We start from the raw sequence: 23,594 nt of genomic DNA on the forward strand, positions 1-23,594 counted from the left end.
CACAAAAAACGCCCCCAACCGAGAATGGCTGGGGGCGTTATATTTTTGAGACATTTCCTTATTAGTAACGTTTAATCACGTTGTAGAAGGTGTCGCGTTCAACGGCTTTTTTGCCTGCTCCTTCAACCAACCAGACCAACTCATCTACAGTCAAGCCTGCCTGGGTAAGAGCGCCAACGGCATGGCTGATGCGTTCTTCAATCAACGTTCCATGAATATCGGAAGAGCCCATTGTCAACGCCACTTGTGTCAGCTGAGTCCCGATATTGATGAAGTACGCTTTGATATGGTCAAAATTGTCCAGCATCAAACGACTGATCGCAATCGTTTTGAGGTCGTCAATGGCAGAGGTACGGCGCTTGATTCCTGCTGTAACCTTCATTGGTTGCATAGCAAGCGGAATAAAAACCATATAGCCATTGGTGCGGTCTTGCAGTTCACGAACACGGTGCATGTGAATCAAACGTTCTTCCTTTGTTTCAATGGAACCGTACAGCATGGTTGCGTGGGTTTTAAGTCCCAGTTGGTGAGCGGCTTCGTGCGCTTCCAGCCATTGGTCTGTAGAAGCTTTTTCAGGACTCATTTTTTCGCGGTAGCGCTCCGTGAGGATTTCTGCGCCGCCGCCTGGCATGGTATCAAGACCCGCTTTGATTAACTCTTGGATGACTTCACGGAAGCTTAAGCCGGAGATCCGGGAGAAGAATTCAATCTCCGCGCCGGTGTATGCTTTAATCGTTACGTTCGGATATGCCTTTTTCAAGGTACGAACGGTGTCGAGATAATAATCGAATTTCTGGTGTTGATTGTGTCCACCAACGATATGGAACTCTCGAATCCCTTCGTGGTAGCGTCCACCTACATAATGCAAAAGCTCATCCATGCTCATGGTATAGGCGCCTTCTTCACCCAAATCGCGACGGAACCCGCAGAACTTGCAATTGGCTTCGCAGACATTGGTAGGATTAATATACATGTTTTGAATAAAGTAGACGTTATCCCCGTTTTTCCGAGTATTCACCAGATTAGCCAGCTGACCAATTGTGAGCAAATCTTGAGAGTTATACAAAACAAGGCCGTCTTCTACTGAAAGGCGCTGATTATTCAATACTTTTTCGGCAACTGCCGCGAGTGATTGATCTTGCGTTTGAATCGTAAAAATGGAAGACATCGTTCCAACTCCTCTTTTATTATGAATCATAAAGTTTTCGTATAGGGTATGGTGTATAAACAGAATAGATTTAGCTGGGGGAATTGTTTTACAATCTGAAATAATCGTGCAAAAAGTCTCCGTATGGGTACTTTATAGAGCATAATCATTATAAATCTCTTTTGGACAGTGAACAACCTGTGAATGAAATGAATATGCTTCTTGCGGGATTAATTGTATGATTTGTAAATAAATGGGACGGTTGTTTGGTAGGACAAAATGGGAATTTATGTTTGCTTATATCATTATCTTCCTGTATAATCAATCTAAATCGTTGTATTTTATTTAGGCAAGGAGGAGATTGGTCATGAGGGACAAGTTACTCGAAAAAATCGAACTCCTTCGGCAGCAAATGATTGAGATTGGCTTAGAGCGTGGATTGGACCATCCAGAAGTGCTTGAATGTAGTCAGAAGATCGATCAACTTCATAACGAACTGCTGGAGTTAGACAAAAACGAAGTAAAATCAAACAAACTGAAAAGGAATTATTATTCACTTTTCTTGTATGAGAGCCGCGCTCATTTTGCATAACGTGCAGATTTAGAACCTTATAGAAATCCATGAAGAAGGACCAATGTCCTTCTTCGTTTATTTTTAAAATATAGGAAAGTTCAATTGCTTTACAATGGTAAAGTAATTGAACTTAACCATTCGTGCAAGCCCGCTGAAGAAAAGATTTCGTCTTTTCTTATATGTATATAGTGCTAACCTTGTTGGTTGAGAAATAAAACGGTATACTTTATATTAGTAAGCGACGAAGCAAGGAAGACCCAAAGGTTAGGGGAGGGCTCAACATGATTGAAGTATCGGAACAAGCAAGCCTGAGAATCAAGGAATTGATGGCTGCTGAAAATAATCCAAATCTATTTTTACGTGTAGGTGTTCAGCCGGGCGGTTGCAGTGGATTCACATATGGTATGGGACTTGATGAGGATATGCGTGAAGGGGATCAAACCTTCGAACAGCATGGAATTAAAATTGTCGTAGATGCCGCAAGCTATCCGTACATCAAAGGCACCCAAATCGACTACAAAGAATCCATGATGGGCGGCGGTTTTACGATCAACAACCCGAATGCAGTAGCATCATGCGGTTGCGGAAGCTCGTTTAGAACCGCAAAGGATGAGGGTAAAGCGGAGAAGTGCGATTAATTGTTGCAAATATCAACCTTTCCAGGCTTGTGTATGATGCGTGTACACATGTTTTGGGGAGGTTTTTTTTCGTTCAAAAATGACAACTCAATTAAGTGCAAGAAAATAATGTCTGTAATTGTAAGTTTATGGTATAGTGTTTTATTGGTAGATAAGTGAAAATAAACCAATAAAAGGAGGATGAAATAATGAAGGCTTTCCTTAAATTTACTTTGATGATTGTAATATTATTTTCGTTTACTGGAAGTGCTTTTGCAAGAAATCCACTCCCACCGGGAATAGTAATAACTTTCAAGACACTTTCTAGTAAGTGTAATCTAGGTGATACTGTCAATCTGGAACTCGAAACTACATCAGAAGAACCGATTCAAAGCGTTGATGTCAATGTTGTACTGCCAGATGGAAGCACTAAGAGTTTAAGTACAAAAACAACGAATCCTATTAAATACACGTATACAACAACTGGAACTTATAAGCCAGGGGTAGCAGGAACTCATACCATTCAGGTTACGGTAACTTCAAAAGATAAAAATGGTGAAATTATTACAGGAGAGAATTCAAAGTCCTTCACAGTAAATAACCCAGATGCATTCTCAATTGTCTCTATTACTCCCAAAAACGCTACAATCTCACTTGGTCAAGAGATCCCATTACTAATCACTTATAAATCTAAGACCTCCGTTCAATTCACGTTTAGCCAGAAAGTGGAAGAAGTTAAAACGTATAAAGATGGCGGAGTTTATAAGAAATTAATCATTCTTAAACCTACAAAAATTGGTGAAAACCCTGTAATTATTACTGGCAAGAATAAATACAACGCTGATATCAGACCACTTATAATAAACGTAGAAGAGTAATAAATCAGACAGTAGCCTACATTTCGATGTAGGCTATTTTGTTTTACTAATCTTTTACCAAACTTTTGGGCAAGGTAAAAAAGAGAACTAACTAAGGTTCCCATGAAGAGATTAGTGAAGGAGGTCAACATCATGATCAAGTGGAAGAATATCTGCATTGCCGCTTCTCTCTCGGCTGTCTTATTGGTTCCAACAATTGCATTGGCTAACGAAACATACGACCTTGGGCATTTTCATCGGGATCGCGGAGGAGATCAGATGCGTGTAAAGCATGCAAGTATCATGCTAGACCGTATCCATCGTCAAACCTACTTTACGTTGTTATCCGAGAAATACACGCCTGAAAGTACCAAGCAGTGGAGGGAAGTCTTTGCGGAGCGTGAGCGTTTGATCAAAGAAATGAAATCCCTGCAAAATGGAGCGGAAAAAACCGGACAAATCAGCAGGACAGAAGAGGAGCAACAAGAACATCAGCAAGAACATCGAGAAGAAATGAAAATGCGTCATACGGAAAAGATGGCGCTTTACGAGGAATTTACGGAAGCCGTTCGTTCACAGGATCAACTCAAAATCAAAGCCGTGATGCCTAAGATGCTGGAGCAATCCAGACAAATGAATAAACAGTTCGCCGAAAGAATTGCCGCTATGAAAAAGAAGTAGCTAAGCTTGCTTCAGTCGCCCGGCCCTCAATACGCAGAACTTCCGCCTCTGATTGCTCTGTGATGACAACGAGTTGTTGCTGCCGACAGACAGGGCACCAGGTTACATGGAGGCAGAGGTGCTGAAGTAAATCCGGATAGCCATTCGAGAGTTTCGAGTCATCAATTTCCATATAGGGACTGTAGTCGCCGAAGTAGTCAGCCAACCGTCCCGAATCATCGAGCAGATGGTTACAGGTAGGGCAGGGTGCTTGCATTCGAGTTAGTCCGTTACATACCATGCAGATGGAATTCATGGTTCATCACCTCGTAACTACTTTGCGCTTGAACCAATCGGAGTATGCAAAACCCCCCCTCGTCAGAAGACAAGGGGGGTTTCGATATGGATACACCTGTTAGTGAATCCTTATTTTTTGTCGAAATCCATGCTAGAAGAATGGTGTGGCTGAACTTTTGCATCTGGATAAATATAGGACATCGCATTGTTAACAGCAGTTGGAGCTTCACCGAAACCAACAGCGATCAGTTTAATTTTACCAGGATATGTGGCAATATCACCAGCCGCGTAGATACCAGGGATATTGGTTTCCATTTTGGAGTTAACGACAATGGAGCCTTTCTCCAATTCAAGTCCCCAGTTTTTGATTGGACCCAGGGAAGAGATGAAACCGAAGTTCACGATAACCGCGTCTACTTCAACCGTAGTTTCTTCTTTGGTCACATTGTTCACCAGAGAAACCGCTGTGATGCGATCCTCACCGTGCAATGCCGCAATTTCGTATGGAGTCAAGACGTTCACTTTGGATTTCATCAGAGTATCTACACTGTGCTCATGCGCGCGGAACTTGTCACGACGGTGTGTCAGTGTAACCTCTGTTGCGATTGGCTCGAGCATTAATGCCCAGTCTACAGCAGAGTCTCCGCCACCTACGACAAGAATTTTTTGTCCTTTGAACGCGTTCAGGTCAGTAACAAAGTAATGAAGGTTTGATTTTTCAAAATTGACTGCGTCTGGATGCTCCAGTTTGCGAGGCTCGAAAGCGCCGCATCCCGCTGTAATCATAACAGCGCGAGACAAATGAATCCCTTTATCCGTTGTAATTTCAAAAATGTTGTCCGCATTTTTGAATACGTTTTCAACTTTTTCTTCGGTGCAAATGGTTTGATCAAAGTGAGACAATTGTTGTTTCAATCCGTCAACCAATTCTTGAGCGCGAACTTTTGGGAAGCCAGCAACGTCATAAATGTATTTTTCGGGATAAAGAGCAGTAAGTTGTCCGCCAATTTGAGGCATACTTTCGAGAATTTTCACACTTGCATGTCTCATTCCACCATAAAAAGCAGTGAAAAGACCAGCTGGTCCCGCTCCGATGATTGTAAGATCCCGTACTTGTTCATCCCTGTACAAACTCACTTACTTGCACCTCCGAGCTAAAATTGGAATTCTTTTAAATACACAATGCTTATTATAAACATCCTTGTAAAAGAACAAAAGTAAAAATCCTCTTCTGGAATAAAGAGCCCCGTTGAATTTTACACGATTCGACCGGAACAGTCTGTGATAAAAATCACTTGCAAAAAGTGTTCAACGAAATTAATATAGAGTTAAAGATGTGAACGCTTTGTGACAATAAAATGGAATGTTCGTGAATTCAAGTGAGGATTAGCGATCAGCTAAGAATGACTTGAACTCGAACTTATCTTTGTGCCTTTTTTCACAAACAATTATTTACGGCAATACTTGTTATCTCTTAATTCATTCATACTTGGGAACGTTAAATGTAAACCTAAACGTGAAAAAAAACGCAAACAAGCAGAGCGTTCAAAAAAAGGGATAGGGAAGGGATACAACATGGGCACACCTAAAATTCTGGTTTTAGGCGCAGGGTACGGAGGGCTAATCACCACACTGGAATTACAGAAAAAGCTGAATTACAACGAAGCGGAAGTGACGTTGGTAAACAAGCACAACTATCACTACATTACAACATGGCTTCATGAACCGGCAGCTGGAACAGCTTCTGCTGACCACGCTCGCGTAGACTTGGAAACCATCATCGATAAAAACAAAGTAAACTTCATCAAAGGAACTGTTGGCAGTATCCAAAAAGATGAACGTACAGTAACACTTGAAGACGGTCAAGTATTGTCTTATGACTACCTGGTTATCGGTTTGGGTAGTGAACCTGAGACCTTTGGCATTGAAGGTTTGCGCGAACACGCATTCAGCATTCGAAGCATTAATGCGGTTCGTCAAATTCGTGAGCATATTGAGTATATGTTTGCCAAGTATAAAACGGAACCAACTCGCCTCGATTACTTGACGTTTGTAGTGGGTGGCGCAGGCTTTACGGGTATTGAATTTTCCGGAGAACTGGCGGATCGTATTCCAGAGCTGTGCAAGGAATTTGACGTAAATCCCGAATTGGTGAAAGTATACAACATCGAAGCAGCTCCAACCGCTTTGCCTGGCTTTGACCAAGAACTGATCGATTACGCAATGAACGTCTTGTCGCGCAAAGGCATTGAATTCCGTATTAGCACTCCAATCAAACAATGCACGCCTGATGGTGTAGTCCTTGCGACTGGCGAAGAAATCAAATCCGCTACCGTCATTTGGACAGGTGGGGTTCGCGGTAATGCCATCGTGGAGAAATCCGGATTTGAAGTAATGCGCGGCCGCGTGAAAGTTGACGAGTTCCTGCGCGCACCTCAACATGATGAAGTATTCATTGTAGGTGACTGCGCATTAATCTTTAATGATCAAGGACGCCCATACCCTCCAACTGCTCAAATCGCTGTGCAAGAAGGTACGAATTGTGGCGAGAACCTCGTCTCCCTCGTTCGTGGAGGCAATATGAAGCCATTTGTTCCTGCGCTCCAAGGTACTTTGGCATCCTTGGGTCGTGGCGAAGGTATGGGGATTGTGGGTAAGAAAAAAATATTTGGAACAAGCGCTGCTCTGATGAAAAAAGCAAGCGACCTGCGCTATCTTTACAAAATTGGCGGCGTTGGTTTAGCATTGAAGAAAGTAAAATTATAGTAAGGGGTACCACCTATGCGCCATTGCAGCGTTCAAGTTCGCGGACTTCTCACCAGAGATGAGCTGGATCGTTATCATAACCTGATGGAAGTAGGCTCCTATCTGGAAAGTCAAAAGCGTCACGACCTAGCGTATCATGTCCAAAAAGAAGTAGATCTTCTAATTCAACCCGCAATTGAACGGTTGAAGGATAAGGGCCGTGAGCGTGACCGTGAAAATCTGCGCTTCATGATCGACAATGGGTTACTGGATAAAGAGGACGAGGACGAGTAAAATCGTCCTCTTTGTAATTTCTACAAGCGAGCTTAAACAGAGCACGTTTCGGCCCCCCGACGTTTCAGTCCCCCGATGAGAGGGGATGAGAGGGGGTAGAGGGACGAAGTCTTTTCTTATTTGGAGGTGCGTTATGAAAAGATCCAACGTATGGCTTGGTGCCGCAGGAATCGTCATCAAAGAAGACAAGGTACTGGTCGTTAAGAAAAGCTATGGAGGCTTAAAAGGAAAATGGTCGTTTCCAGCGGGTTTTGTGGAGCAAGGTGAAACGGTGGATCAAGCTGCTGTTCGAGAAGTGCTGGAAGAGACCGGAATTACAGCGTCAGTGAAGCAAGTGGTGGGAATCCGCACGGGTGTCATCCGGGATGAAATTAGTGATAACATGGTCATTTTCTTAATGGATTATAGAGAAGGGGAGCCGAAGCCCCAACCGGGTGAAATCGAAGTGGCTACGTTTCTGCCAGTTGAGGAGTTGATTCATGACCCGCTCTCTACGGAATATTTACGGATTATTTTACCCAATCTTCCTGCCGATTTATCCAATGCGCTGTTGGGTGGAGAGTATCAGCCTGATCCCGTCTTTGGGTATACGAGTTACAAGGTTTTTGCACCGTCAGGGAAGAAGCATGAATAAGAATCAAACAAGAATTCAATAGTTATCAGAAAAATGAATAAATTTAATAAGAAAGGCAGAAAAACCGAGATGTGTACGCTTACATCTCGGTTTTTGCCTGATTTTTATTGGTTAAGGTAATTCACAAACAAAAATAGATTTGGTATAGTAATGCTCAAGCCAATAAAAATTAAAAATTCTGAAAATAATCAAGTTGGCTCAATTATGGGAAATGTGAAAGGAGTGTGCGCAATGACTCGTCGCCACAATGAACAGGAAGTTTGTCCGTACTGCAAGGGCCAAGGATATTTTCAACTAATCGTCGGCGGTTCTGAAAGCTGTCCAAACTGTGATGGGGCGGGAACTCCTTCACAAACGAGTATCCAACCGATTGCCTTGAAAAAATAAAACGGTCTTGACCGTTTTGACCGCTTGGCGGTCACATTTACTTTTATGAAAAACGTCGAGATGTTTTTCACAGACATAAATGACTAACGACCGAGCTGTTTAGCATCGGTCGTTTTTATTGTAATATTGGAAAATCCAGTTGCTTTTCAAAGATAAAGTGATTGGATTTTCTTACACTTCAAGCAAACGACGAATTTGATCTTTATCTGCCCAATTTCCTACATAGAAGGAACCAAATTCTCCGAAGCGAGCACTTACTTCATCAAAGCGCATTTCGTACACGATTTTCTTGAATTGAAGTGGATCATCGGACAGAAGGGTTACGCCCCACTCCCAGTCATCCAAGCCGACAGAACCAGTGATCACTTGTTTGATGGTTTCCGCGTATTTACGGCCGATCAAACCGTGACTTCTCATCATGTCACGACGTTCTTCCATGGTGAGCATGTACCAGTTATCATTGCCGGAACGTCTTTTGTTCATCGGATAGAAACAGAAGTGTTTTTTCGGCGGCAAAATTGGTTTCAAACGCGCTTGGATTGCTGGATCGGTATTAGGATCCACACCAGGTCCACCGATGTAGCCGCTTAATTCAACGACAGAAACATAAGAATATGTAGGAATTGTAAAGTCAGCGAAACGGGTTTTGTTAAAAGCGGTCTCCAATGCATTCAATTCCTCCAATGTTGGACGGAGATGCCAGAATGCCAGGTCTGCTTTTTGGCCGACAACGCTGTACAGTCCGGTGCTTCCTTCTTTGGAAGCCTCAACAGATTTCCACGCGTCAACAAATTCAAGAAGCTCATCGACTACAAGCTTACGTTCTTCAGCACTGATTTGTTTCCAAAGCGCCCAATCAATCGAACGAAAATCATGTAAAGAATACCAACCTTCAAGGGTAGCAACTGCTTCACTCATGATTGTTTCACTCCTTTACCTCATCTTATTCAATAGGATAGAAAAAACGGCATTGCCAATCATCACTATAGCACAGTTTCCAAAGCTTATCTATTTACAGGTTGAGAAAAGTGGTTAAAGTTCAATGACAAACGTCACAGTTTTTTAATCTGTACGGTATGTAGGAGAATTGCCCTTCTTTTTAATTTTGTGTACACTTGTAGGAATAATTAACCATCCGGAGGTTGAACTCTCAACATGAACATTATTCAATTTGTTATTTCGATTTTACTGTTTGGGATTCTTGGTTTTGGAATGGGCTTTATTTTGAATATGCTTTTGAGAACAACTTGGCTGCCTGTCGTTCTTGGGTTAGGCTTCGTTATCGGATATTTGCTTTATATGCAGATTGTACCGGGGATCTATGATGCGATTATTCTCGCTTTTGGGATCGTAGGATCGGTTATGAGCGGCTGGACGATCCGACTTCTTCGGAGCAAAGGATATCAGATGTTCTAGGGTTTCTATTATTTGGAAATTGTAATCTAGCAATTTTGTGTATATTTCCTCCGTTTCTGGACATTACTAGAAGCGAGAGGAGGTTTCACTAGGATGAAATGGAAGCTAACTATAAGTTTTGTGGCTGTATTACTATGCTCCATTCTGTTTCCAACGGACGGGTTCTCTTATAATTTGATAGATTCAGATGTGGTTCATCACACATTCGGAATCAAGGAAGAAAAAATCGGAAGCAAAATCATAAAGAAGAGAACTGTCTCGGCAAGCTCAATGAATCAAATGGTAAACGATAAGGAAGAAGAGGAGAAATTCAAAGGTCAGTATCCCAAAGTAAAAGTAGTCGCAACCGGCTATTATGCGGGTTATGAATCAACCAGCAAACATCCAAGTCACCCTCAATATGGAATTACCTACTCAGGTGTAAAAGTACGACGTGATACCTATTCCACAATTGCTGCAGATCTACGCGTATTTCCGTTAGGGACTGTGCTTTATATTCCGGGTTACGGATATGGAGTGGTAGCGGACAAAGGTGGAGCCATTCGTGGAAACAAAATTGATTTGTATTTTGAAACGAAGCAAGATGTTTACTCCAAATGGGGCAAGCGGACAGTGGATGTGTTTATTGTCCACAAAGGCTCAGGATCACTCGATGAATATACGATCAAAGTGTTAAATGAAAAAGGAATTGCAGCGATGGTTCAACAGAAGCAATAGGAAAAAGACGTCCGTTCAACAGAGCGGACGTCTTTTTGAGTGCAAAAACCTAAGAGAGCATTAATTGATAAAAATGAACATCATGCCAATCATCAAACTTATAGCCTACTTCTTTAAAAGTGCCGATGAATTCAAACCCAAACTTCTTGTGAAGCTTAACACTGGCTTCATTGCCGCCAGTGATTCCAGCGATGATCGTGTGGTGGCCCAGCAGGGAGGCTCGCTTGATAATCTCTGATATAAGGAGTGAAGCGATTCCTTTTCCGCGGTGCGCTTCGGATATGTAAACGGAAATTTCAGTGGTTTTGGCGTAAGCGTCCTTTTCGCGAAAAGTGGATAAGCTGCAGTATCCCGCCACTTGGCCTTCGCTTTGGGCAACAATCAGTGGATGCTTGCCTCCGTACTTCTGGAACCAAAGCTTGCGTTGCTCGAGAGATTGTTCAACCAAGTCAAAAGTGGCGACAGTGTTGCGAATGGCGTCGTTGTAAATATCCAAAATTTCAGGCAAATCAGCTTCGATCGCATCTCTGATCAGTACCATTATGTGTGCCTCCATTCTCGGGATGAATCAGTGTCATGAGATATTCCAGTCCATCGAGGATACGGGGTGAAGGTCGGCAATACATCCCTTCTTCCAACAAATGAACTTGATTGTGGATAATGGCTGGCAAATCACGCCATTCTTCTCGTTCGGTAATCATGGTCGGCTTAATCCGTTTCAATTCAATTCCACACCAGACGACGCAGATGTGGTCGGGTTTGCGCTGGGCAACCATTTCCCGCGTGGCATGAACATTATCGGTATCAACATCTCCAAAAATGTTGAGCCCGCCAGCTAATTCACTTACATCCGTAAGCCAGTTGCGACGCCCCGGGGTGAAGATAGGATTGGGCCACCATTCCCAAAACAGGCGAGGTCTGTCGTTCACCGAAGTTGTAAGAGCTCGAATCTGATTCAAGCGTTCGGTAAACTGGCGGGCTACTTCCTCCGCGCGTTGCTCGAAGCCAGTCGCGCGCCCAATCAATCGAATATCGTCCGCAATATCATAAATACTGGACGGATTCAACACGATATGGGGGATACCCCGTTCTTGTAATTGAGCGACAATCTTCTCCATTCCAGGAACGCTTAGTGAAGCAACGACCAAGTCGGGTTGAAGGGCAGCCACCTTATCCATATCAATATTCAAATCAGGTCCGACCTTAGGCAAGTGTTGCCAGTGCAAAGGCCAATCGGAGTGGTCATCTATTCCTACAACATGATCGTCAAGGCCAAGGTAATACAGGATTTCGGTATTACTGGGACATATCGAAACAATCCGCATAAACGACCCTCCATGAGACATTTTTAATAAAATGAGTTGAAAAGAATGGCAACGATAACTCCGAGCCATCCCCCGATAAATACTTCAATGGGTTGATGGCCAAGCAATTCTTTTAATTTTTGGGCTTTTTCACGATTGGGTTTTACCTTGAAGGTCTTCATGCCTTCCAGCAAGTTATTGAATTCATCTACCAGTTTATTCAGAACGACAGCTTGCATTCCGGCATGACGGCGTACACCGGCAGCATCAAACATCACGATAATTCCAATGATAGCTGAAACCGCAAACATTGAACTGCCGAAACCTTCCCGAATACCAATCGCTGTTGAAAGGGCGGTAACCGCGGAAGAATGGGAGCTTGGCATTCCTCCCGTACTAAAGAGCAAAGACCAATTCCAGGTTTTCGTCGCCAGAAAATTAAGCGGAATTTTAATAAATTGAGCAATGCCGATGGACAAGAGAGCCGCCCACAATGGAAAATTCCCAAACACTTCAGCCATATATCCAGATCGTCCTTTCTCAAGAAGGCTTGCAAGGCTTACTCTATATTTTATCAGAATAAAGCTAAGATCATCCGTGAAGTTTTCGTAAGAATTGAGAGTTGTGACATTCAATACATTCCAGTTTTTATGGTATAGTATTGAGGAAAGAAAGGAATGCGGTTGGATGGACTATCCCCAGCAGTATCTTCAATTTATTGATCAGTTTAATCAAGGAGAATACTACGAATGTCACGATCTCCTCGAAGAAATATGGATGGAACAAAAGCACAACAAGTTCCTACAGGGACTGCTGCAACTATCGGTGGGCATCTATCACTTTGAATATGGAAACATTAAAGGAGCCCGGTGGATGTTCAACAGCGCGCGTAAATACTTATCCAACTATCCTAGCGTGACATGGGGATTAGAGCTTGGACCAGTGCTCGCTTATCTTGATCACTGCTTAGAGGTCCTGCCATCCGTTGATTCCATTCCTTTTAACGAGGTGAAGTCCGTCGCGTTTCCTACTATAACATTACATCTCCATGAAGAATAATTTCTATGGTAACGTAAGACGGGGAAAGAAGGAAGAGTGAAATGATTCAAGTTGTGGATTTAACGCATGATATTACTACAATACGTTGTGACGAGCTAATCATTCCGATCTATCAGGGAGAAACCTCTTCTGACACCATGAAAGAGCTGGATCGTTGTTTGGCAGGCGGGATTAGCCAATTGATCACTGACCAAGAAATTACAGGCGATTACAAGCAAGTCGTGATTGTACACACGTTAGGAAAAGCAGCTGCCAAGAAACTGGTGTTTGTCGGTTTGGGTTCCAAAGAGGCTGGCTCTTTTGTTCGAGTTCGCGACGCTTTCGCGCGTGCCGTTAAAAGTTTGACCGCTAAAGGGGAAGCGAAACACGTTGCCGTCCTTTTAAGCGAAACAGGTGAAGTATCCGTTGATCGTTTTGCTCAAGCAATTACTGAAGCATTCTATTTGGCTAGTTATACATATGAAGGATACCGTGAAAAACCTAAAACATCCAAGGTGTTGGCGAGTGTCCAATTGCTGGCGACTCCTGCTCAAAAAGAAGCGGCTGGGACAGGAGCGACCAAGGGAATTGCCCTTTCCTCCGGTACTGTATTGGCACGTGACTTGGTGAATACGCCAGGGAACTACCTGACTCCTACCGCTCTGAAGAATGCAATCGTTGAAGTAGCAGAGCGCTACGGTATGAGCTACGAGGTGTTCGAAAAAGCTCAGCTGCAAGGAATGGGCATGGGCGGGGTGCTCTCCGTTGCTCAAGGAAGCGTGGAGCCACCGTACGTTGTAGCCGTCAAATATCAAGGCAAAGATGCCTGGGAAGATGTTATTGGTCTCATCGGAAAAGGGGTAACCTTCGATACAGGCGGGATCTCCATTAAGCCAGTCGCAGGGATGGAAGAAATGAAGTCAGACATGGGCGGTGCTGCCGCTACGCTGGGGGCGCTTGAGGCGATCGGACAATTGAAGCCAAAAGCGAATGTCCTCTTGGTCATCGGCTGTGTGGAGAATATGCCATCCGGGTCTGCTTACAAGCCAGGTGATGTCATTACGACCATGAGTGGCAAGACCGTGGAGATTATTACGACGGATGCGGAAGGACGCCTTGTGCTGGCTGATTGTATCACGTATGCCAAGGAGCAAGGTGTAAGCTGTCTGGTCGATTGCGCAACCTTAACGGGTGGTGTGGTCGTCGCGCTTGGAACCATCTCATCCGGAGCCATGAGTAACAATCAAGAGATGGCAGATGAAGTTTTGGCACAAGCGAAGCAGGCTGGAGAGCGTTTGTGGCAGTTGCCTACATTTGAAGAATACCGCGAGTTGAACAAGAGCCGCGTAGCGGACTTGAAAAACTCTGGTGGACGCCAAGGGCATGCCATTATTGCGGGCGTATTCCTTGAAACTTTTGTTGGCGACACTCCATGGGTGCATTTGGATAACGCGGGTACGGCTTACATTGGTTCCGGAACAGATTTGAACCCAGCAGGTGCAACGGGAGCAATGAGCCGCACGATTGCCGAGTTTGTGTTACACAGAGGAAAATAATTCGTTAGTCGGAGGTGTCTTTATGGCTTTCCAGAATCCAAGCGATGATGTGTTGCGTCAGCTTTTGTCAGAGGCTAAGACAATTGCGGTGGTTGGTTGCTCAGATAAAAAAGACCGAACCAGTTATATGATTGCAGAAGCGATGCAGCGGGTGGGATATCGAATTATTCCAGTCAATCCGATCATCGCCGGCCAAACGGTACTCGGTGAAAAAGTTGCCGCTTCCTTGCAGGAAATTGATGAACCGATTGATATTGTCAATGTTTTTAGACGAAGTGAGGACGTATTGCCAGTTGCGCAGGATGCCGTGAAGGTGAATCCTACACCGAAAGTTCTGTGGCTACAACAGGGTATCGTCAACCAAGAGGCAGCAGACTTGGCAAAAGAGAATGGGATGGAAGTTGTCATGGATTTGTGTATCAAGGTTATTCACGCAATTTTGAAGCCTGTCCGTTCCAGCTAATCTCACAGCGATTTTGCTGAAATGAAAGACGCCTTTTGATAAAAAGTACCCGAGTCGGTACCTGTCAAAAGGCGTTTGCTATTTTTTTATCATCAGGGGTGACATATGAAGGTTAAAAATTTCTCTCTCGGTATACGTGGAAGATTGTTATGGATGTTTGCCTTTCTGATCATTGTACCGGTCACGGTTCTTGGAATCCTCAGTTATTCGAAGACGCAGATCCTAGAGGTTTCCGTACTGCTTGGAACAAAGCAAAGCCTCTCGGAGCAATCTTCCGAATTGGCACAGAAGTTCAATCAATTTGAACAGAAGCTCCTTCAAGTTTCGCAGACTCCAGATGTTCGGATAGACAAGGTTCAGCCAGGCATCGTGTGGAATAAATACGAAAATCTCCCCAAAGTAAATCGCCCTGAGTTGACCCAGCTGTATTCTGATTACTTCAGTAGGCTGGTGAAAGAGAACGGGTACTTCCATCAAGGGTTTATCGCCACGGCCAACGGAGCCTATTATGTAGGCCCAATTTATCCGAATGAAGATTTATCCGAGTACGATCCTTCAATCAAAGGCTGGTTCAAGGATGCGACTGCCAAGCCTGACCAAATCGTCTGGTCAGAACCCGAATTCGATTCAGCTAATGGGAGCAATTATATTACAGTGGCCAAAGCGGTTGTGGACGAGCAAGGGAAGGTCGTTGGAGTTGTAGGATTCGATGTTGATCTAAAAACTCTCTCCACAACTTCACGACAAGATATTGCCTGGTCCACGATTTGGATTGGACTGATCTCGATTATCATCGGATTGGGGATCGCTTACTGGTTCTCCAGCAGAGTAACCCGCAATATCTATCAGGTAAAAGCCGGAATTGAACAGGTAGCTGCAGGTGATTACAACGCCAAATTAAATATCTCAGGAAATCATGAGCTAAGCGAGCTGGCGGCCAGCTTTAATCAAATGACAGGAGAAATTCGTCAATTGTTGAGCCATTTTGGGGGAGCTGTGGAGCAGGTACACACCAGTTCCGATCAAGTCTCCGCTCAAACCACGCTAAGCCTGCAGCAGCTTCAGGAAGGGGCTCGGGCGATCGATGAAATTGCGATTGGCGCGACCAAACAAGCGGAGGAAATTGAACAAAGTTCTCGCTTTATTATGCAGGTCTCTTCGATGATTACCCAGATGGCGCAAAATATTGAAGAGATGAACAAGCTTAGCCGCCAGACGTATGAAGCGAGCCAAACTGGTCTGACCCAGATGGATCAAATGGAGCAATCCGTGAAGACCAGTGAACAGATGGTGTGCCAAGTCGTCGAGGACACTCAGCAGTTGCATGAAAAATCAAAGCGTGTGGGAGATATTATTTCTTTAATTAACAGCATCGCTAATCAAACCAATTTACTTGCGTTAAATGCGGCGATTGAAGCGGCGCGCGCAGGTGAACACGGTCGTGGTTTTGCTGTGGTAGCGGATGAAGTACGCAAGCTTGCGGAACAGTCCGCACACTCTACACAAGAAATCACCAAGCTGTTGGATGTCATTACAGAGAATATTGACCATGCGGTAGGTACCATGAATGAGTTGCAGGCAACGATTCAAGATCAGACGGTATCATTTGATCGAGTCAATCGACAATTCCACCTCATTGCCGGATCCATCAACACGATGGAGTCCAAAGCGGATGGATTAACCGAATCGGTTCAAGCGATCGAACATAATCAATCATTGCTGACTGCCAATATGAGCAGTGTGGCCAGTGTCAGTGAAGAGACAGCGGCAAGTGCCGAGGAAGTTGCGGCGACTACTGAGGAGAGCTATAAATCCTTTGCCCAATTGGAGGACGCTGCACAGCGACTGCGGGGAGCTGCTGGAAACCTGGAGCAACAGCTTGAGAAGTTTAACGTCTAGGCGATGTTCACGCAGAGCGACAAATACTTTCTTCCCCTTACAAGCTTTTCTTAAAAAGTGATAAACTATATACAACCTAAGAAAATGAGAGAAACCTTAAAAGGAAAGGGGATTGAATGATGTTCATAAATAAAAAGGCGGATGAGAACCGTGTACCGCCTAATCAGAAGCTGACGACTGGATTCCCGGTGCTTCACTACGGAGAAGTTCCGGTTTATGAGGATTTGACGAAGTGGGATTTTCGGATTTTTGGCCTTGTGAACCAAGAGGTAACCTTGAGCTATGAGGAGATGACCAAACTCCCTACCACTCAGGCAACCAACGACATTCACTGCGTAACCGGCTGGTCCAAGCTGGACAATATATGGGAAGGCGTCCCAGTGGAGGAGCTCGTCAAGCTGGCGGGCGTGAAACCGGAAGCCAAGTATGTCCTTTTGCATGCCGAACATGGCTGGACAGCCAACATGCCATTAGAAGACTTCCTCAAGGCAGGAAATCTGTTTGCATTTAAACATAATGGCGAACTACTTACACCCGATCACGGCTATCCGTTGCGCTTTGTGATCCCGCATCTCTACTTCTGGAAAAGTGCCAAGTGGGTGCGTGGCGTTGAGTTTCTGGAGAAGGATAAGCCTGGATTCTGGGAGAAGAACGGGTATCATATGTATGGCGACCCTTGGAAAGAGCAAAGGTTTGCTTGGGATTAAAAGAAATGGAGAAGAGGCGGGAAACCGCCTCTTCATTCGTTCCAAAGGAAACATTTATTTGATGAGCTTTCACCACTTCAAGGATATCGTTTATCAATCTCAAAAGGCTGGGCTTTTCCTTACTTTTCTCCTTGATGTAAAAAATTTGTCATGTCGTAATGAGCAGCTTTGGCTTTGTCTTCACTGATGACATCGAGAACATAATCAATACGAGTCCCATCATCATCCGTATCGATCAGAACGACGTAATCGCCTTCATGCAAGTCCGCGAATGAAAGCTTCTCTCCGTTCATATTGAAGAAATGCGTATTTCCACTAGTGTAATATAATTTGCCACCGTACTTAATTTGATTTACTCCATTGATCGAACTAATTTGAGCTGTAAGAATCGAATCGAGATTCGCATTACTTAAGGAATTCTTATTAAGAATCTCAACTTTTTCAGGATCCATATCATGAGTGTTAATGATATTGACTACACTTGAAAGGACGAGTTCTTGATCAGCGTTCACTGAAAAACCGATGAAATCTCCACGTGCCATGATTTCATTGCCCTCGTTAAGTGTATGATCCAGTTTGTATTCTTTCTGGTTACCGTCATTGAGCAATGTAATATAAAAGCTACCGTTACGAAGAGAGAATTTTTGAACTGTACCGTAGTCGAGAGTGCTAGTGACGCCATCTCCTGATGTGACAAACAAATACGCGACTTCTTTACCATTTTTATCGAGAATGTAATGTACAGTAAGGTCTTGATCATCGGCTAGTTCTTTAAAAGATCCTAATTTTGCATCCTCCAGCTCATCTCGGGTACCATCGGAGACATTACCCCTCATATCAAATACAACAGTTTTATCTGTCACGTCATATGAGTTTTTACCTACATGCAGAATGTTGTCATCTTCATCTGCCGCCTTATCCCACTCTTGCCCTATTAAAGTCTGCGATGCTCCCTCAGCGGCTCTAGTATCTAACAAGGTTACTTTTGTGACAGCCCCTTTGTCATTTAACTCAATGTTGACAAAGGAAAGTTTGGCTTTATTTATATCTGGTTTAAACAGTTGAAGTATCTGGGAATGAGTTGGTATTCCATATGTAACAATTTCTTTCCCGTCTTTCTTTTGAATTTTAGGGATTCGAAAGTTCTTTTTTGCTGCACTAAGGATTACGCTTGCTCCCTGATCCGACAATAGTTTGAAACTATAGGTTTTAGTTTTGGAATCATAAACGACTTCTTTGGTTATGATTCCATTAAATGTTGAGTGACTTACAGTATTCTGACTTTCTCCGTCGAGGGCGTATATCGGTACTTGCGGGACACAGAAACCTACTACGGAAGCTAACAATATTTGTGAAATGGCTTTTTTCATGTTGAATACAGAACGCATAGGTGAACCTCCTCCTATTTTTATAGTTTTTGGTTATTTTGATTGTGGAAACCTTCATGCGTCAAGAGTTGGTCCATGAAACTTGCTGTTCACGTCGATCAGGCCTACGGATTTTCACATTCCTTATGTGAGCAATCAGTTTATTCATCCTTTCCTCCATCTTATTTTCCAGTTACAAGACTGATAAACCGAATCTAATGGATGATTATATCATAATTTGAAAAAAATTACAGAAGAACGTACCTGGGTCTGAGTATCTCTCCGTCTCAGGTTGGATATTGTGATTTCTAGTCGATGTGGGGCAAGACTATGGTTACTTAGCGATATGTATGGCGATCCTTGGAAAGAGCAGCAGTTTGCGTGGGATTAACAATATCAACAGTTAATACTGTAAGGGCAATTAATCGTTATTCGGCTAATATACAAGAGTCACCTTATTGCTATTTTAAAAGTAATATGATAGCATGAGGTAAGCGCATACAGAACGGGTTGTAACTGTTAAATCAGGCAAAACCGATTACCTTAGAAAAAGGTAGGTTTTGTCTTTTTCTATTATCGGGGGTGATAAAGTGAAAATCGAGAAAATACTTAACAATAATGCCGTTATTTCAAGAAAAGACAAACAAGAGATCATCATCATCGGACGTGGAATAGCGTTTAAAAAACAAGTTGGCGATCCAATTAGCGAAGAACAAGTAGATAAAATTTTCACTTTAGAAAACGAAGATATCATGAAAAAGTTCAAGAGCTTAATAGCTGATATGCCACTCGAGTATATGGAGATATCTGAAAAAATTATTGCTTATGCAAAAATGAAGCTGGGAAAGAAGTTGAATGATAGCATTTATATTCATTTAACGGATCATATTCACTTTGCAATTGAACGCTATAAAAACAATTTGCCAATAAAAAATGGGTTGCTTTGGGAAACGAGGCAATTATACAAAGACGAGTATGAGATTGGATTAGAAGCTTTAAATATGATATGTGAACAACTTGGTGTCATTTTACCCGAGGATGAAGCGGGGTTCCTAGCCCTGCATATTGTGAATGCTGAATTGAATGAAGAGATGCCGGTTGTACAAAACATGACGAAGGTTATGCAAGAAATATTAACGGTCGTCAGATATCATTTTAAGGTCAAGTTTAATGAAAACTCTTTAACGTTCTATCGTTTTATTACACATCTGAAGTTTTTCGCACAACGTCTGGTCAAAGGCAATCATTACAACAGTACAACAGATGATGACTTATATCATGTGATTAAGGTAAAGTATCTGGATGCATATAAGTGTTCTCAGAAAATAAAAAGGTTTATTGAGAGCACGTACACCTATGAATTAACAGACGAAGAAATGATTTATTTAACCATTCATATTGAAAGAGTCGTAAAAAATAATACCGAATGATAATAGGGTTGCAACCTAAAGGGCAAAACCTAAATCAAACTTTCATCCTTGATGGTTTGGTTTAGGTTTTTTTATTGAAGAATTTATAGCATAAAGGAGAGAGAAAAATGAGTTACCAAAACCTTGGGAAAGAAATAGTCCACTTGGTCGGCGGAGAACAAAACATCTCCAGTCTTGTCCATTGCGCGACTCGGTTGCGTTTTAAATTAAAGGATCGAGCAAAGGCTGATAAAGCAGCGCTTCAAAATTTAAATGGAATTCTCAGCGTAGTCGAGAGCGGTGGACAATTCCAGGTTGTAGTAGGAAACCATGTGGGAGAAGTCTATAAGGAAATTACAAAAATCGCAAATGTAGGTGCGGCGGCTGATTCATCAGATGAGCCAAAAGGAAGCATATGGGCCCGCATTTTCGATGTTATTTCACGCAGCTTGTCACCATTATTAGGAGCATTTGCCGGTGCAGGTATGCTAAAAGCGCTGTTAACAATTTTAACGATGGTAGGATGGTTATCAGATAAAAGTGGAACTTATGCCATTTTATCCGCTGCTGGAAACGCTGTCTTTTACTTCTTGCCAATCTTTTTGGGAATTACCCTTGCAACGAAACTAGGCGCCAATCCGTATATCGGCGGTACAATCGGTGCGGCATTACTAGAGCCTAATTTTTCAGGCTTGCTAAAGAATGCGGGTGATGTCTCTCATTTCCTTGGTATTCCTGTTCTTTTAATGAGTTATTCATCTACTGTATTCCCAGTATTTATCGCAGTTAGCATTTACGCAGTTTTTGAAAAATTCCTTAAGAAAACGATTCATAAAGATTTGCAAATATTTCTAGTTCCGATGTTATCTTTAATTATTATCGTACCGCTTACTGTTATTGCATTTGGGCCGTTTGGCGTGTATGTAGGGAATGGAATCGGATCGGCTATGGGTTTCTTAAGCGCAAAGAGCGGTATCTTAACAGGTGCCATATTGGGTGCTGGTTGGACGTTCTTAACCATCCTTGGTCTTCACTGGGGGATTGTACCAATCTGTCTGGCGAATTTGGCAGCGGGTGGAGATCCACTTATTGCAATGGCTGCTGCCGGTCCATTTGCGCAAATGGGATTGGCCTTTGGGATTTTATTGAAAACAAAGGATAAAAACTTAAAATCACTTGCTGGATCTACGTTATTGCCAGCAGTATTATCAGGTGTAACTGAACCTATTATTTACGGTTTACTGCTTCGTTACAAACGTACAATTCCATATATCATAATTGCTGGAGCTGTTGGAGGAGCGATTAACGGCTCTCTTGGGGTAAAACAAATGTCATTTGCTTTTCCAGCTTTTTTAACGATCCCGGCATTTTCACCAATAGCAACTTACACGGTTGCCGTGCTAATTGCTTTCTTCGGTGCAACACTGCTCACAGTAGTATTTGGATTTGAAGATAAACAAAAAGCAGTCGTAACCAACGAAGAAGTAGCTCCGAATCAGCCACTTTTGAAAAAGGAAACCATTGTGAGCCCATTAACTGGAGCAATCAAAACATTAAACAAAGTAGATGATCAAGTATTTTCATCAGAAGTGATGGGAAAAGGGATCGCGATTGAACCGACAGTAGGTAAAGTCTTTGCGCCTGCAGATGGGATTGTGTCTACACTTTTCCCAACAGGTCACGCAATTGGAATTACATCTGAACAAGGCGCAGAAATTCTAATTCATATCGGGATAGATACGGTTCAACTAGAAGGTAAATACTTCTCACCAAAGGTTCAGCAGGATGCTCGTGTGAAGAAGGGTGATTTACTAGTCGAGTTTGACATTGAAAAGATTAAAGAAGCTGGCTATCAGATCACCACACCCGTGATTATTACAAATACGAATCAGTATATAGATATCGTAGAAACGCATCAAGAGAAGGTTGAAGCAAATGATGGCTTACTAACGCTTGTCATTTAAATTCATGATGGAGAGGGCTTTGTGAAGAGACCTCTCCACTTATTTTGGATTTTGGTGGGACGCATTCGTGTGGTCTGCGAAAGGGAGGAACATGAAGATGACTGAGCTGAATAAACGATTTCCGGAAGGGTTTTTATGGGGAGGTGCTACGGCAGCCAACCAATTAGAAGGTGGATTTCATGAGGGGAATAAAGGATTAAACATTGCGGATGTACTACCTGGTGGAAAAGAAAGACTGAAGCTATTACTGTCACCAGGTTTCGATTTTGAAATTGATACAGAAAAATACAGGTATCCGAATCATGAGGCAATCGACTTCTATCATTACTACAAAGAAGATATCGCATTATTTGCAGAAATGGGCTTCAAAGTATACCGTATGTCCATTGCATGGACACGAATTTTCCCCAATGGTACCGAGCTGGAGCCAAACGAGGCTGGATTAGCCTTTTATGATCGTGTGTTTGATGAATTGCATAAATACGGGATCGAACCGGTTGTCACGATGTCTCACTATGAAATGCCGGTCAATCTTGTGAAAGAATACGGTGGCTGGAGAAGTCGAGAGGTTGTTACACTCTTTGAAAGATATGCGAAAGCCATTTTAAATCGTTACAAAAATAAGGTAAAGTATTGGCTGACATTTAACGAAATCAATTCTGGCCTTGAAATGCCAATTATGGGTCTTGGTTTTGCGATTCAAAAGGAAGAAGATAAATACCAGCCAACGTTCCAAGCTTTCCATCACCAATTTGTTGCAAGCAGTTTAGCGGTAAAGGCTTGTCATGAAATCATTCCTGACGCGAAAATTGGCTGTATGATTTTATACGCGCCTACGTATTCCTTCGATTGCAACCCTGAAAATGTACTGTATGCTCTTCAAGAGAGCCGTTTCTTTAATAACTTCTGCGGCGATGTTCAGGCAAGAGGTGAATATCCTGCTTTTATCCAGCGTTACTTTAAAGAACATCATATTAAGCTTGAAATGGAATCTGGTGATTTAGACCTGCTTAAACAGTATACAGTTGATTTTATTAGCTTTAGTTATTATATGTCTCGTACAGAAAAGAAGGAAAAAGCCTTGGCGGAGATAGGTCAAGGAAATATCTTAGGAGGAGTAAAAAATCCATTCCTAAAAGCGAGTGAGTGGGGATGGGAAATTGATCCGACCGGATTAAGAATTACCCTAAACGAGTTATATGACAGATACCAAAAACCACTTTTTATTGTGGAGAACGGATTAGGAGCCAAAGATAAAGTAGAAGATGATGGTACGATTGGTGATGATTATCGAATTGAATACCTCCGCGATCATATTCAACAGATGCGTGAAGCCATTGAGGATGGGGTAGAACTGATGGGATATACCCCTTGGGGCTGTATTGATTTGGTCAGTGCTTCAACAGGGGAAATGTCCAAACGTTATGGCTTCATTTATGTCGATAAACAGGATGATGGTAGCGGGACATTAGAACGCAAAAAGAAAAAGTCTTTCTTTTGGTATAAAGACGTAATAGCAACCAATGGGGAAAGCATATAAAT

At 42.8% G+C, this 23,594-nt stretch carries 26 protein-coding genes; 18 read left to right on the forward strand and 8 right to left on the reverse strand.

Annotated features, from left to right (window positions below; all coding sequences use genetic code 11):
* Positions 1-61: 61 nt before the first annotated feature.
* A complete protein-coding gene (gene mqnE / locus ACQCN2_RS19170; RefSeq protein WP_426930554.1) occupies positions 62-1,168 on the reverse strand; it encodes an aminofutalosine synthase MqnE in 1,107 nt (368 codons plus the stop codon).
* A 346-nt stretch (positions 1,169-1,514) separates the two neighbouring features.
* Between mqnE and ACQCN2_RS19175 the strand changes: the two genes are divergently transcribed.
* The 4 genes from ACQCN2_RS19175 (at position 1,515) to ACQCN2_RS19190 (ending at position 3,876) form a co-directional block, all read left to right on the forward strand.
* Positions 1,515-1,739, forward strand: a complete 225-nt coding sequence (locus ACQCN2_RS19175; RefSeq protein ID WP_426930555.1) for a Spo0E family sporulation regulatory protein-aspartic acid phosphatase — start codon at positions 1,515-1,517, stop codon at positions 1,737-1,739.
* A gap of 263 nt (positions 1,740-2,002) precedes the next feature.
* Positions 2,003-2,359: an iron-sulfur cluster insertion protein ErpA gene (erpA, locus tag ACQCN2_RS19180; RefSeq protein WP_426930556.1), complete on the forward strand. Its 357-nt coding sequence runs from the start codon at positions 2,003-2,005 to the stop codon at positions 2,357-2,359.
* Positions 2,360-2,547: 188 nt separating this feature from the next.
* Positions 2,548-3,216, forward strand: coding sequence for a hypothetical protein (locus tag ACQCN2_RS19185; RefSeq protein ID WP_426930557.1), 669 nt, complete (start codon positions 2,548-2,550; stop codon positions 3,214-3,216).
* 132 nt (positions 3,217-3,348) lie between these two features.
* On the forward strand, positions 3,349-3,876 hold the full coding sequence (locus ACQCN2_RS19190; protein ID WP_426930558.1) for a hypothetical protein: 528 nt from the start codon (positions 3,349-3,351) through the stop codon (positions 3,874-3,876).
* On the opposite strand, the gene ACQCN2_RS19195 is transcribed toward ACQCN2_RS19190, so the two are convergent.
* Positions 3,860-4,171 (reverse strand): hypothetical protein, encoded by a 312-nt coding sequence (locus ACQCN2_RS19195; protein WP_426930559.1) that lies wholly within the window; start codon positions 4,169-4,171, stop codon positions 3,860-3,862. The genes ACQCN2_RS19190 and ACQCN2_RS19195 overlap by 17 nt on opposite strands.
* A gap of 110 nt (positions 4,172-4,281) precedes the next feature.
* Positions 4,282-5,289, reverse strand: a complete 1,008-nt coding sequence (locus tag ACQCN2_RS19200; RefSeq protein ID WP_426930560.1) for an NAD(P)/FAD-dependent oxidoreductase — start codon at positions 5,287-5,289, stop codon at positions 4,282-4,284.
* Positions 5,290-5,727: 438 nt separating this feature from the next.
* On the opposite strand from ACQCN2_RS19200, the gene ACQCN2_RS19205 reads away from it, so the two are divergent.
* From ACQCN2_RS19205 to ACQCN2_RS19220, 4 genes are all read left to right on the forward strand, one after another.
* On the forward strand, positions 5,728-6,918 hold the full coding sequence (locus ACQCN2_RS19205; RefSeq protein ID WP_426930561.1) for an NAD(P)/FAD-dependent oxidoreductase: 1,191 nt from the start codon (positions 5,728-5,730) through the stop codon (positions 6,916-6,918).
* A gap of 15 nt (positions 6,919-6,933) precedes the next feature.
* Complete coding sequence (locus ACQCN2_RS19210; RefSeq protein ID WP_426930562.1) at positions 6,934-7,191, forward strand: hypothetical protein; 258 nt, start codon at positions 6,934-6,936, stop codon at positions 7,189-7,191.
* A gap of 133 nt (positions 7,192-7,324) precedes the next feature.
* Positions 7,325-7,825: an NUDIX hydrolase gene (locus tag ACQCN2_RS19215; protein WP_426930563.1), complete on the forward strand. Its 501-nt coding sequence runs from the start codon at positions 7,325-7,327 to the stop codon at positions 7,823-7,825.
* A 231-nt stretch (positions 7,826-8,056) separates the two neighbouring features.
* Positions 8,057-8,212 (forward strand): YuiA family protein, encoded by a 156-nt coding sequence (locus ACQCN2_RS19220; protein ID WP_426930564.1) that lies wholly within the window; start codon positions 8,057-8,059, stop codon positions 8,210-8,212.
* A gap of 171 nt (positions 8,213-8,383) precedes the next feature.
* Here the strand turns inward: ACQCN2_RS19220 and hemQ are convergent, their stop codons facing one another.
* The gene (gene hemQ / locus ACQCN2_RS19225; protein ID WP_426930565.1) at positions 8,384-9,130 is read right to left on the reverse strand and encodes a hydrogen peroxide-dependent heme synthase; all 747 of its coding nucleotides are present in this window, start codon (positions 9,128-9,130) and stop codon (positions 8,384-8,386) included.
* Between the two features lie 237 nt (positions 9,131-9,367).
* Between hemQ and ACQCN2_RS19230 the strand changes: the two genes are divergently transcribed.
* Together ACQCN2_RS19230 and ACQCN2_RS19235 are read left to right on the forward strand one after the other, a co-directional pair.
* Entirely contained in the window at positions 9,368-9,628 is a 261-nt protein-coding gene (locus ACQCN2_RS19230; RefSeq protein WP_426930566.1) for a YuiB family protein, read from the forward strand.
* A 93-nt stretch (positions 9,629-9,721) separates the two neighbouring features.
* Positions 9,722-10,345: a 3D domain-containing protein gene (locus ACQCN2_RS19235; protein WP_426930567.1), complete on the forward strand. Its 624-nt coding sequence runs from the start codon at positions 9,722-9,724 to the stop codon at positions 10,343-10,345.
* A gap of 49 nt (positions 10,346-10,394) precedes the next feature.
* Here the strand turns inward: ACQCN2_RS19235 and ACQCN2_RS19240 are convergent, their stop codons facing one another.
* The 3 genes from ACQCN2_RS19240 to ACQCN2_RS19250 are packed head-to-tail and all read right to left on the reverse strand — an operon-like array spanning position 10,395 to position 12,170.
* Positions 10,395-10,886, reverse strand: coding sequence for a GNAT family N-acetyltransferase (locus ACQCN2_RS19240; RefSeq protein ID WP_426930568.1), 492 nt, complete (start codon positions 10,884-10,886; stop codon positions 10,395-10,397).
* The gene (locus tag ACQCN2_RS19245; protein WP_426930569.1) at positions 10,855-11,670 is read right to left on the reverse strand and encodes a cobalamin-binding protein; all 816 of its coding nucleotides are present in this window, start codon (positions 11,668-11,670) and stop codon (positions 10,855-10,857) included. Before ACQCN2_RS19245 ends, ACQCN2_RS19240 begins: the two co-directional genes overlap by 32 nt.
* A gap of 23 nt (positions 11,671-11,693) precedes the next feature.
* Positions 11,694-12,170: a divergent PAP2 family protein gene (locus tag ACQCN2_RS19250; RefSeq protein WP_426930570.1), complete on the reverse strand. Its 477-nt coding sequence runs from the start codon at positions 12,168-12,170 to the stop codon at positions 11,694-11,696.
* 166 nt (positions 12,171-12,336) lie between these two features.
* On the opposite strand from ACQCN2_RS19250, the gene ACQCN2_RS19255 reads away from it, so the two are divergent.
* From ACQCN2_RS19255 to ACQCN2_RS19275, 5 genes are all read left to right on the forward strand, one after another.
* Positions 12,337-12,708, forward strand: a complete 372-nt coding sequence (locus ACQCN2_RS19255; protein ID WP_426930571.1) for a DUF309 domain-containing protein — start codon at positions 12,337-12,339, stop codon at positions 12,706-12,708.
* A gap of 41 nt (positions 12,709-12,749) precedes the next feature.
* Positions 12,750-14,243, forward strand: a complete 1,494-nt coding sequence (locus tag ACQCN2_RS19260; protein ID WP_426930572.1) for a leucyl aminopeptidase — start codon at positions 12,750-12,752, stop codon at positions 14,241-14,243.
* Positions 14,244-14,265: 22 nt separating this feature from the next.
* Positions 14,266-14,706: a CoA-binding protein gene (locus ACQCN2_RS19265; protein WP_426930573.1), complete on the forward strand. Its 441-nt coding sequence runs from the start codon at positions 14,266-14,268 to the stop codon at positions 14,704-14,706.
* Between the two features lie 105 nt (positions 14,707-14,811).
* On the forward strand, positions 14,812-16,605 hold the full coding sequence (locus ACQCN2_RS19270; protein WP_426930574.1) for a methyl-accepting chemotaxis protein: 1,794 nt from the start codon (positions 14,812-14,814) through the stop codon (positions 16,603-16,605).
* Positions 16,606-16,724: 119 nt separating this feature from the next.
* Positions 16,725-17,312, forward strand: a complete 588-nt coding sequence (locus tag ACQCN2_RS19275; RefSeq protein ID WP_426930698.1) for a sulfite oxidase-like oxidoreductase — start codon at positions 16,725-16,727, stop codon at positions 17,310-17,312.
* A gap of 119 nt (positions 17,313-17,431) precedes the next feature.
* Here ACQCN2_RS19275 and ACQCN2_RS19280 read toward each other — a convergent pair whose 3' ends face one another.
* Complete coding sequence (locus ACQCN2_RS19280) at positions 17,432-18,700, reverse strand: hypothetical protein (protein ID WP_426930575.1); 1,269 nt, start codon at positions 18,698-18,700, stop codon at positions 17,432-17,434.
* A gap of 569 nt (positions 18,701-19,269) precedes the next feature.
* Here ACQCN2_RS19280 and licT point away from each other — a divergent pair.
* The 3 genes from licT (at position 19,270) to ACQCN2_RS19295 (ending at position 23,592) form a co-directional block, all read left to right on the forward strand.
* Positions 19,270-20,109 carry a BglG family transcription antiterminator LicT gene (licT, locus tag ACQCN2_RS19285; protein WP_426930576.1) on the forward strand — a complete coding sequence of 280 codons (840 nt, stop codon included), beginning with the start codon at positions 19,270-19,272 and terminating at the stop codon, positions 20,107-20,109.
* Between the two features lie 107 nt (positions 20,110-20,216).
* The gene (locus ACQCN2_RS19290; protein WP_426930577.1) at positions 20,217-22,052 is read left to right on the forward strand and encodes a beta-glucoside-specific PTS transporter subunit IIABC; all 1,836 of its coding nucleotides are present in this window, start codon (positions 20,217-20,219) and stop codon (positions 22,050-22,052) included.
* 97 nt (positions 22,053-22,149) lie between these two features.
* Positions 22,150-23,592 carry a glycoside hydrolase family 1 protein gene (locus tag ACQCN2_RS19295; RefSeq protein ID WP_426930578.1) on the forward strand — a complete coding sequence of 481 codons (1,443 nt, stop codon included), beginning with the start codon at positions 22,150-22,152 and terminating at the stop codon, positions 23,590-23,592.
* Positions 23,593-23,594: the final 2 nt, after the last annotated feature.

This window comes from Brevibacillus ginsengisoli (assembly GCF_050113715.1).
In the GTDB taxonomy this organism is placed as follows: Bacteria; Bacillota; Bacilli; order Brevibacillales; family Brevibacillaceae; genus Brevibacillus_H; species Brevibacillus_H ginsengisoli.

Excerpts from the sequence above, each read along its gene's own strand:
- mqnE (WP_426930554.1), bottom strand. The coding sequence starts at position 1,168 with ATGTCTTCCATTTTTACGATTCAAACGCAAGATCAATCACTCGCGGCA.
- ACQCN2_RS19175 (WP_426930555.1), top strand. The coding sequence starts at position 1,515 with ATGAGGGACAAGTTACTCGAAAAAATCGAACTCCTTCGGCAGCAAATG.
- erpA (WP_426930556.1), top strand. The coding sequence starts at position 2,003 with ATGATTGAAGTATCGGAACAAGCAAGCCTGAGAATCAAGGAATTGATG.
- ACQCN2_RS19185 (WP_426930557.1), top strand. The coding sequence starts at position 2,548 with ATGAAGGCTTTCCTTAAATTTACTTTGATGATTGTAATATTATTTTCG.
- ACQCN2_RS19190 (WP_426930558.1), top strand. The coding sequence starts at position 3,349 with ATGATCAAGTGGAAGAATATCTGCATTGCCGCTTCTCTCTCGGCTGTC.
- ACQCN2_RS19195 (WP_426930559.1), bottom strand. The coding sequence starts at position 4,171 with ATGAATTCCATCTGCATGGTATGTAACGGACTAACTCGAATGCAAGCA.
- ACQCN2_RS19205 (WP_426930561.1), top strand. The coding sequence starts at position 5,728 with ATGGGCACACCTAAAATTCTGGTTTTAGGCGCAGGGTACGGAGGGCTA.
- ACQCN2_RS19210 (WP_426930562.1), top strand. The coding sequence starts at position 6,934 with ATGCGCCATTGCAGCGTTCAAGTTCGCGGACTTCTCACCAGAGATGAG.
- ACQCN2_RS19215 (WP_426930563.1), top strand. The coding sequence starts at position 7,325 with ATGAAAAGATCCAACGTATGGCTTGGTGCCGCAGGAATCGTCATCAAA.
- ACQCN2_RS19220 (WP_426930564.1), top strand. The coding sequence starts at position 8,057 with ATGACTCGTCGCCACAATGAACAGGAAGTTTGTCCGTACTGCAAGGGC.
- hemQ (WP_426930565.1), bottom strand. The coding sequence starts at position 9,130 with ATGAGTGAAGCAGTTGCTACCCTTGAAGGTTGGTATTCTTTACATGAT.
- ACQCN2_RS19230 (WP_426930566.1), top strand. The coding sequence starts at position 9,368 with ATGAACATTATTCAATTTGTTATTTCGATTTTACTGTTTGGGATTCTT.
- ACQCN2_RS19235 (WP_426930567.1), top strand. The coding sequence starts at position 9,722 with ATGAAATGGAAGCTAACTATAAGTTTTGTGGCTGTATTACTATGCTCC.
- ACQCN2_RS19240 (WP_426930568.1), bottom strand. The coding sequence starts at position 10,886 with ATGGTACTGATCAGAGATGCGATCGAAGCTGATTTGCCTGAAATTTTG.
- ACQCN2_RS19245 (WP_426930569.1), bottom strand. The coding sequence starts at position 11,670 with ATGCGGATTGTTTCGATATGTCCCAGTAATACCGAAATCCTGTATTAC.
- ACQCN2_RS19250 (WP_426930570.1), bottom strand. The coding sequence starts at position 12,170 with ATGGCTGAAGTGTTTGGGAATTTTCCATTGTGGGCGGCTCTCTTGTCC.
- ACQCN2_RS19255 (WP_426930571.1), top strand. The coding sequence starts at position 12,337 with ATGGACTATCCCCAGCAGTATCTTCAATTTATTGATCAGTTTAATCAA.
- ACQCN2_RS19260 (WP_426930572.1), top strand. The coding sequence starts at position 12,750 with ATGATTCAAGTTGTGGATTTAACGCATGATATTACTACAATACGTTGT.
- ACQCN2_RS19265 (WP_426930573.1), top strand. The coding sequence starts at position 14,266 with ATGGCTTTCCAGAATCCAAGCGATGATGTGTTGCGTCAGCTTTTGTCA.
- ACQCN2_RS19270 (WP_426930574.1), top strand. The coding sequence starts at position 14,812 with ATGAAGGTTAAAAATTTCTCTCTCGGTATACGTGGAAGATTGTTATGG.
- ACQCN2_RS19275 (WP_426930698.1), top strand. The coding sequence starts at position 16,725 with ATGTTCATAAATAAAAAGGCGGATGAGAACCGTGTACCGCCTAATCAG.
- ACQCN2_RS19280 (WP_426930575.1), bottom strand. The coding sequence starts at position 18,700 with ATGCGTTCTGTATTCAACATGAAAAAAGCCATTTCACAAATATTGTTA.
- ACQCN2_RS19290 (WP_426930577.1), top strand. The coding sequence starts at position 20,217 with ATGAGTTACCAAAACCTTGGGAAAGAAATAGTCCACTTGGTCGGCGGA.
- ACQCN2_RS19295 (WP_426930578.1), top strand. The coding sequence starts at position 22,150 with ATGACTGAGCTGAATAAACGATTTCCGGAAGGGTTTTTATGGGGAGGT.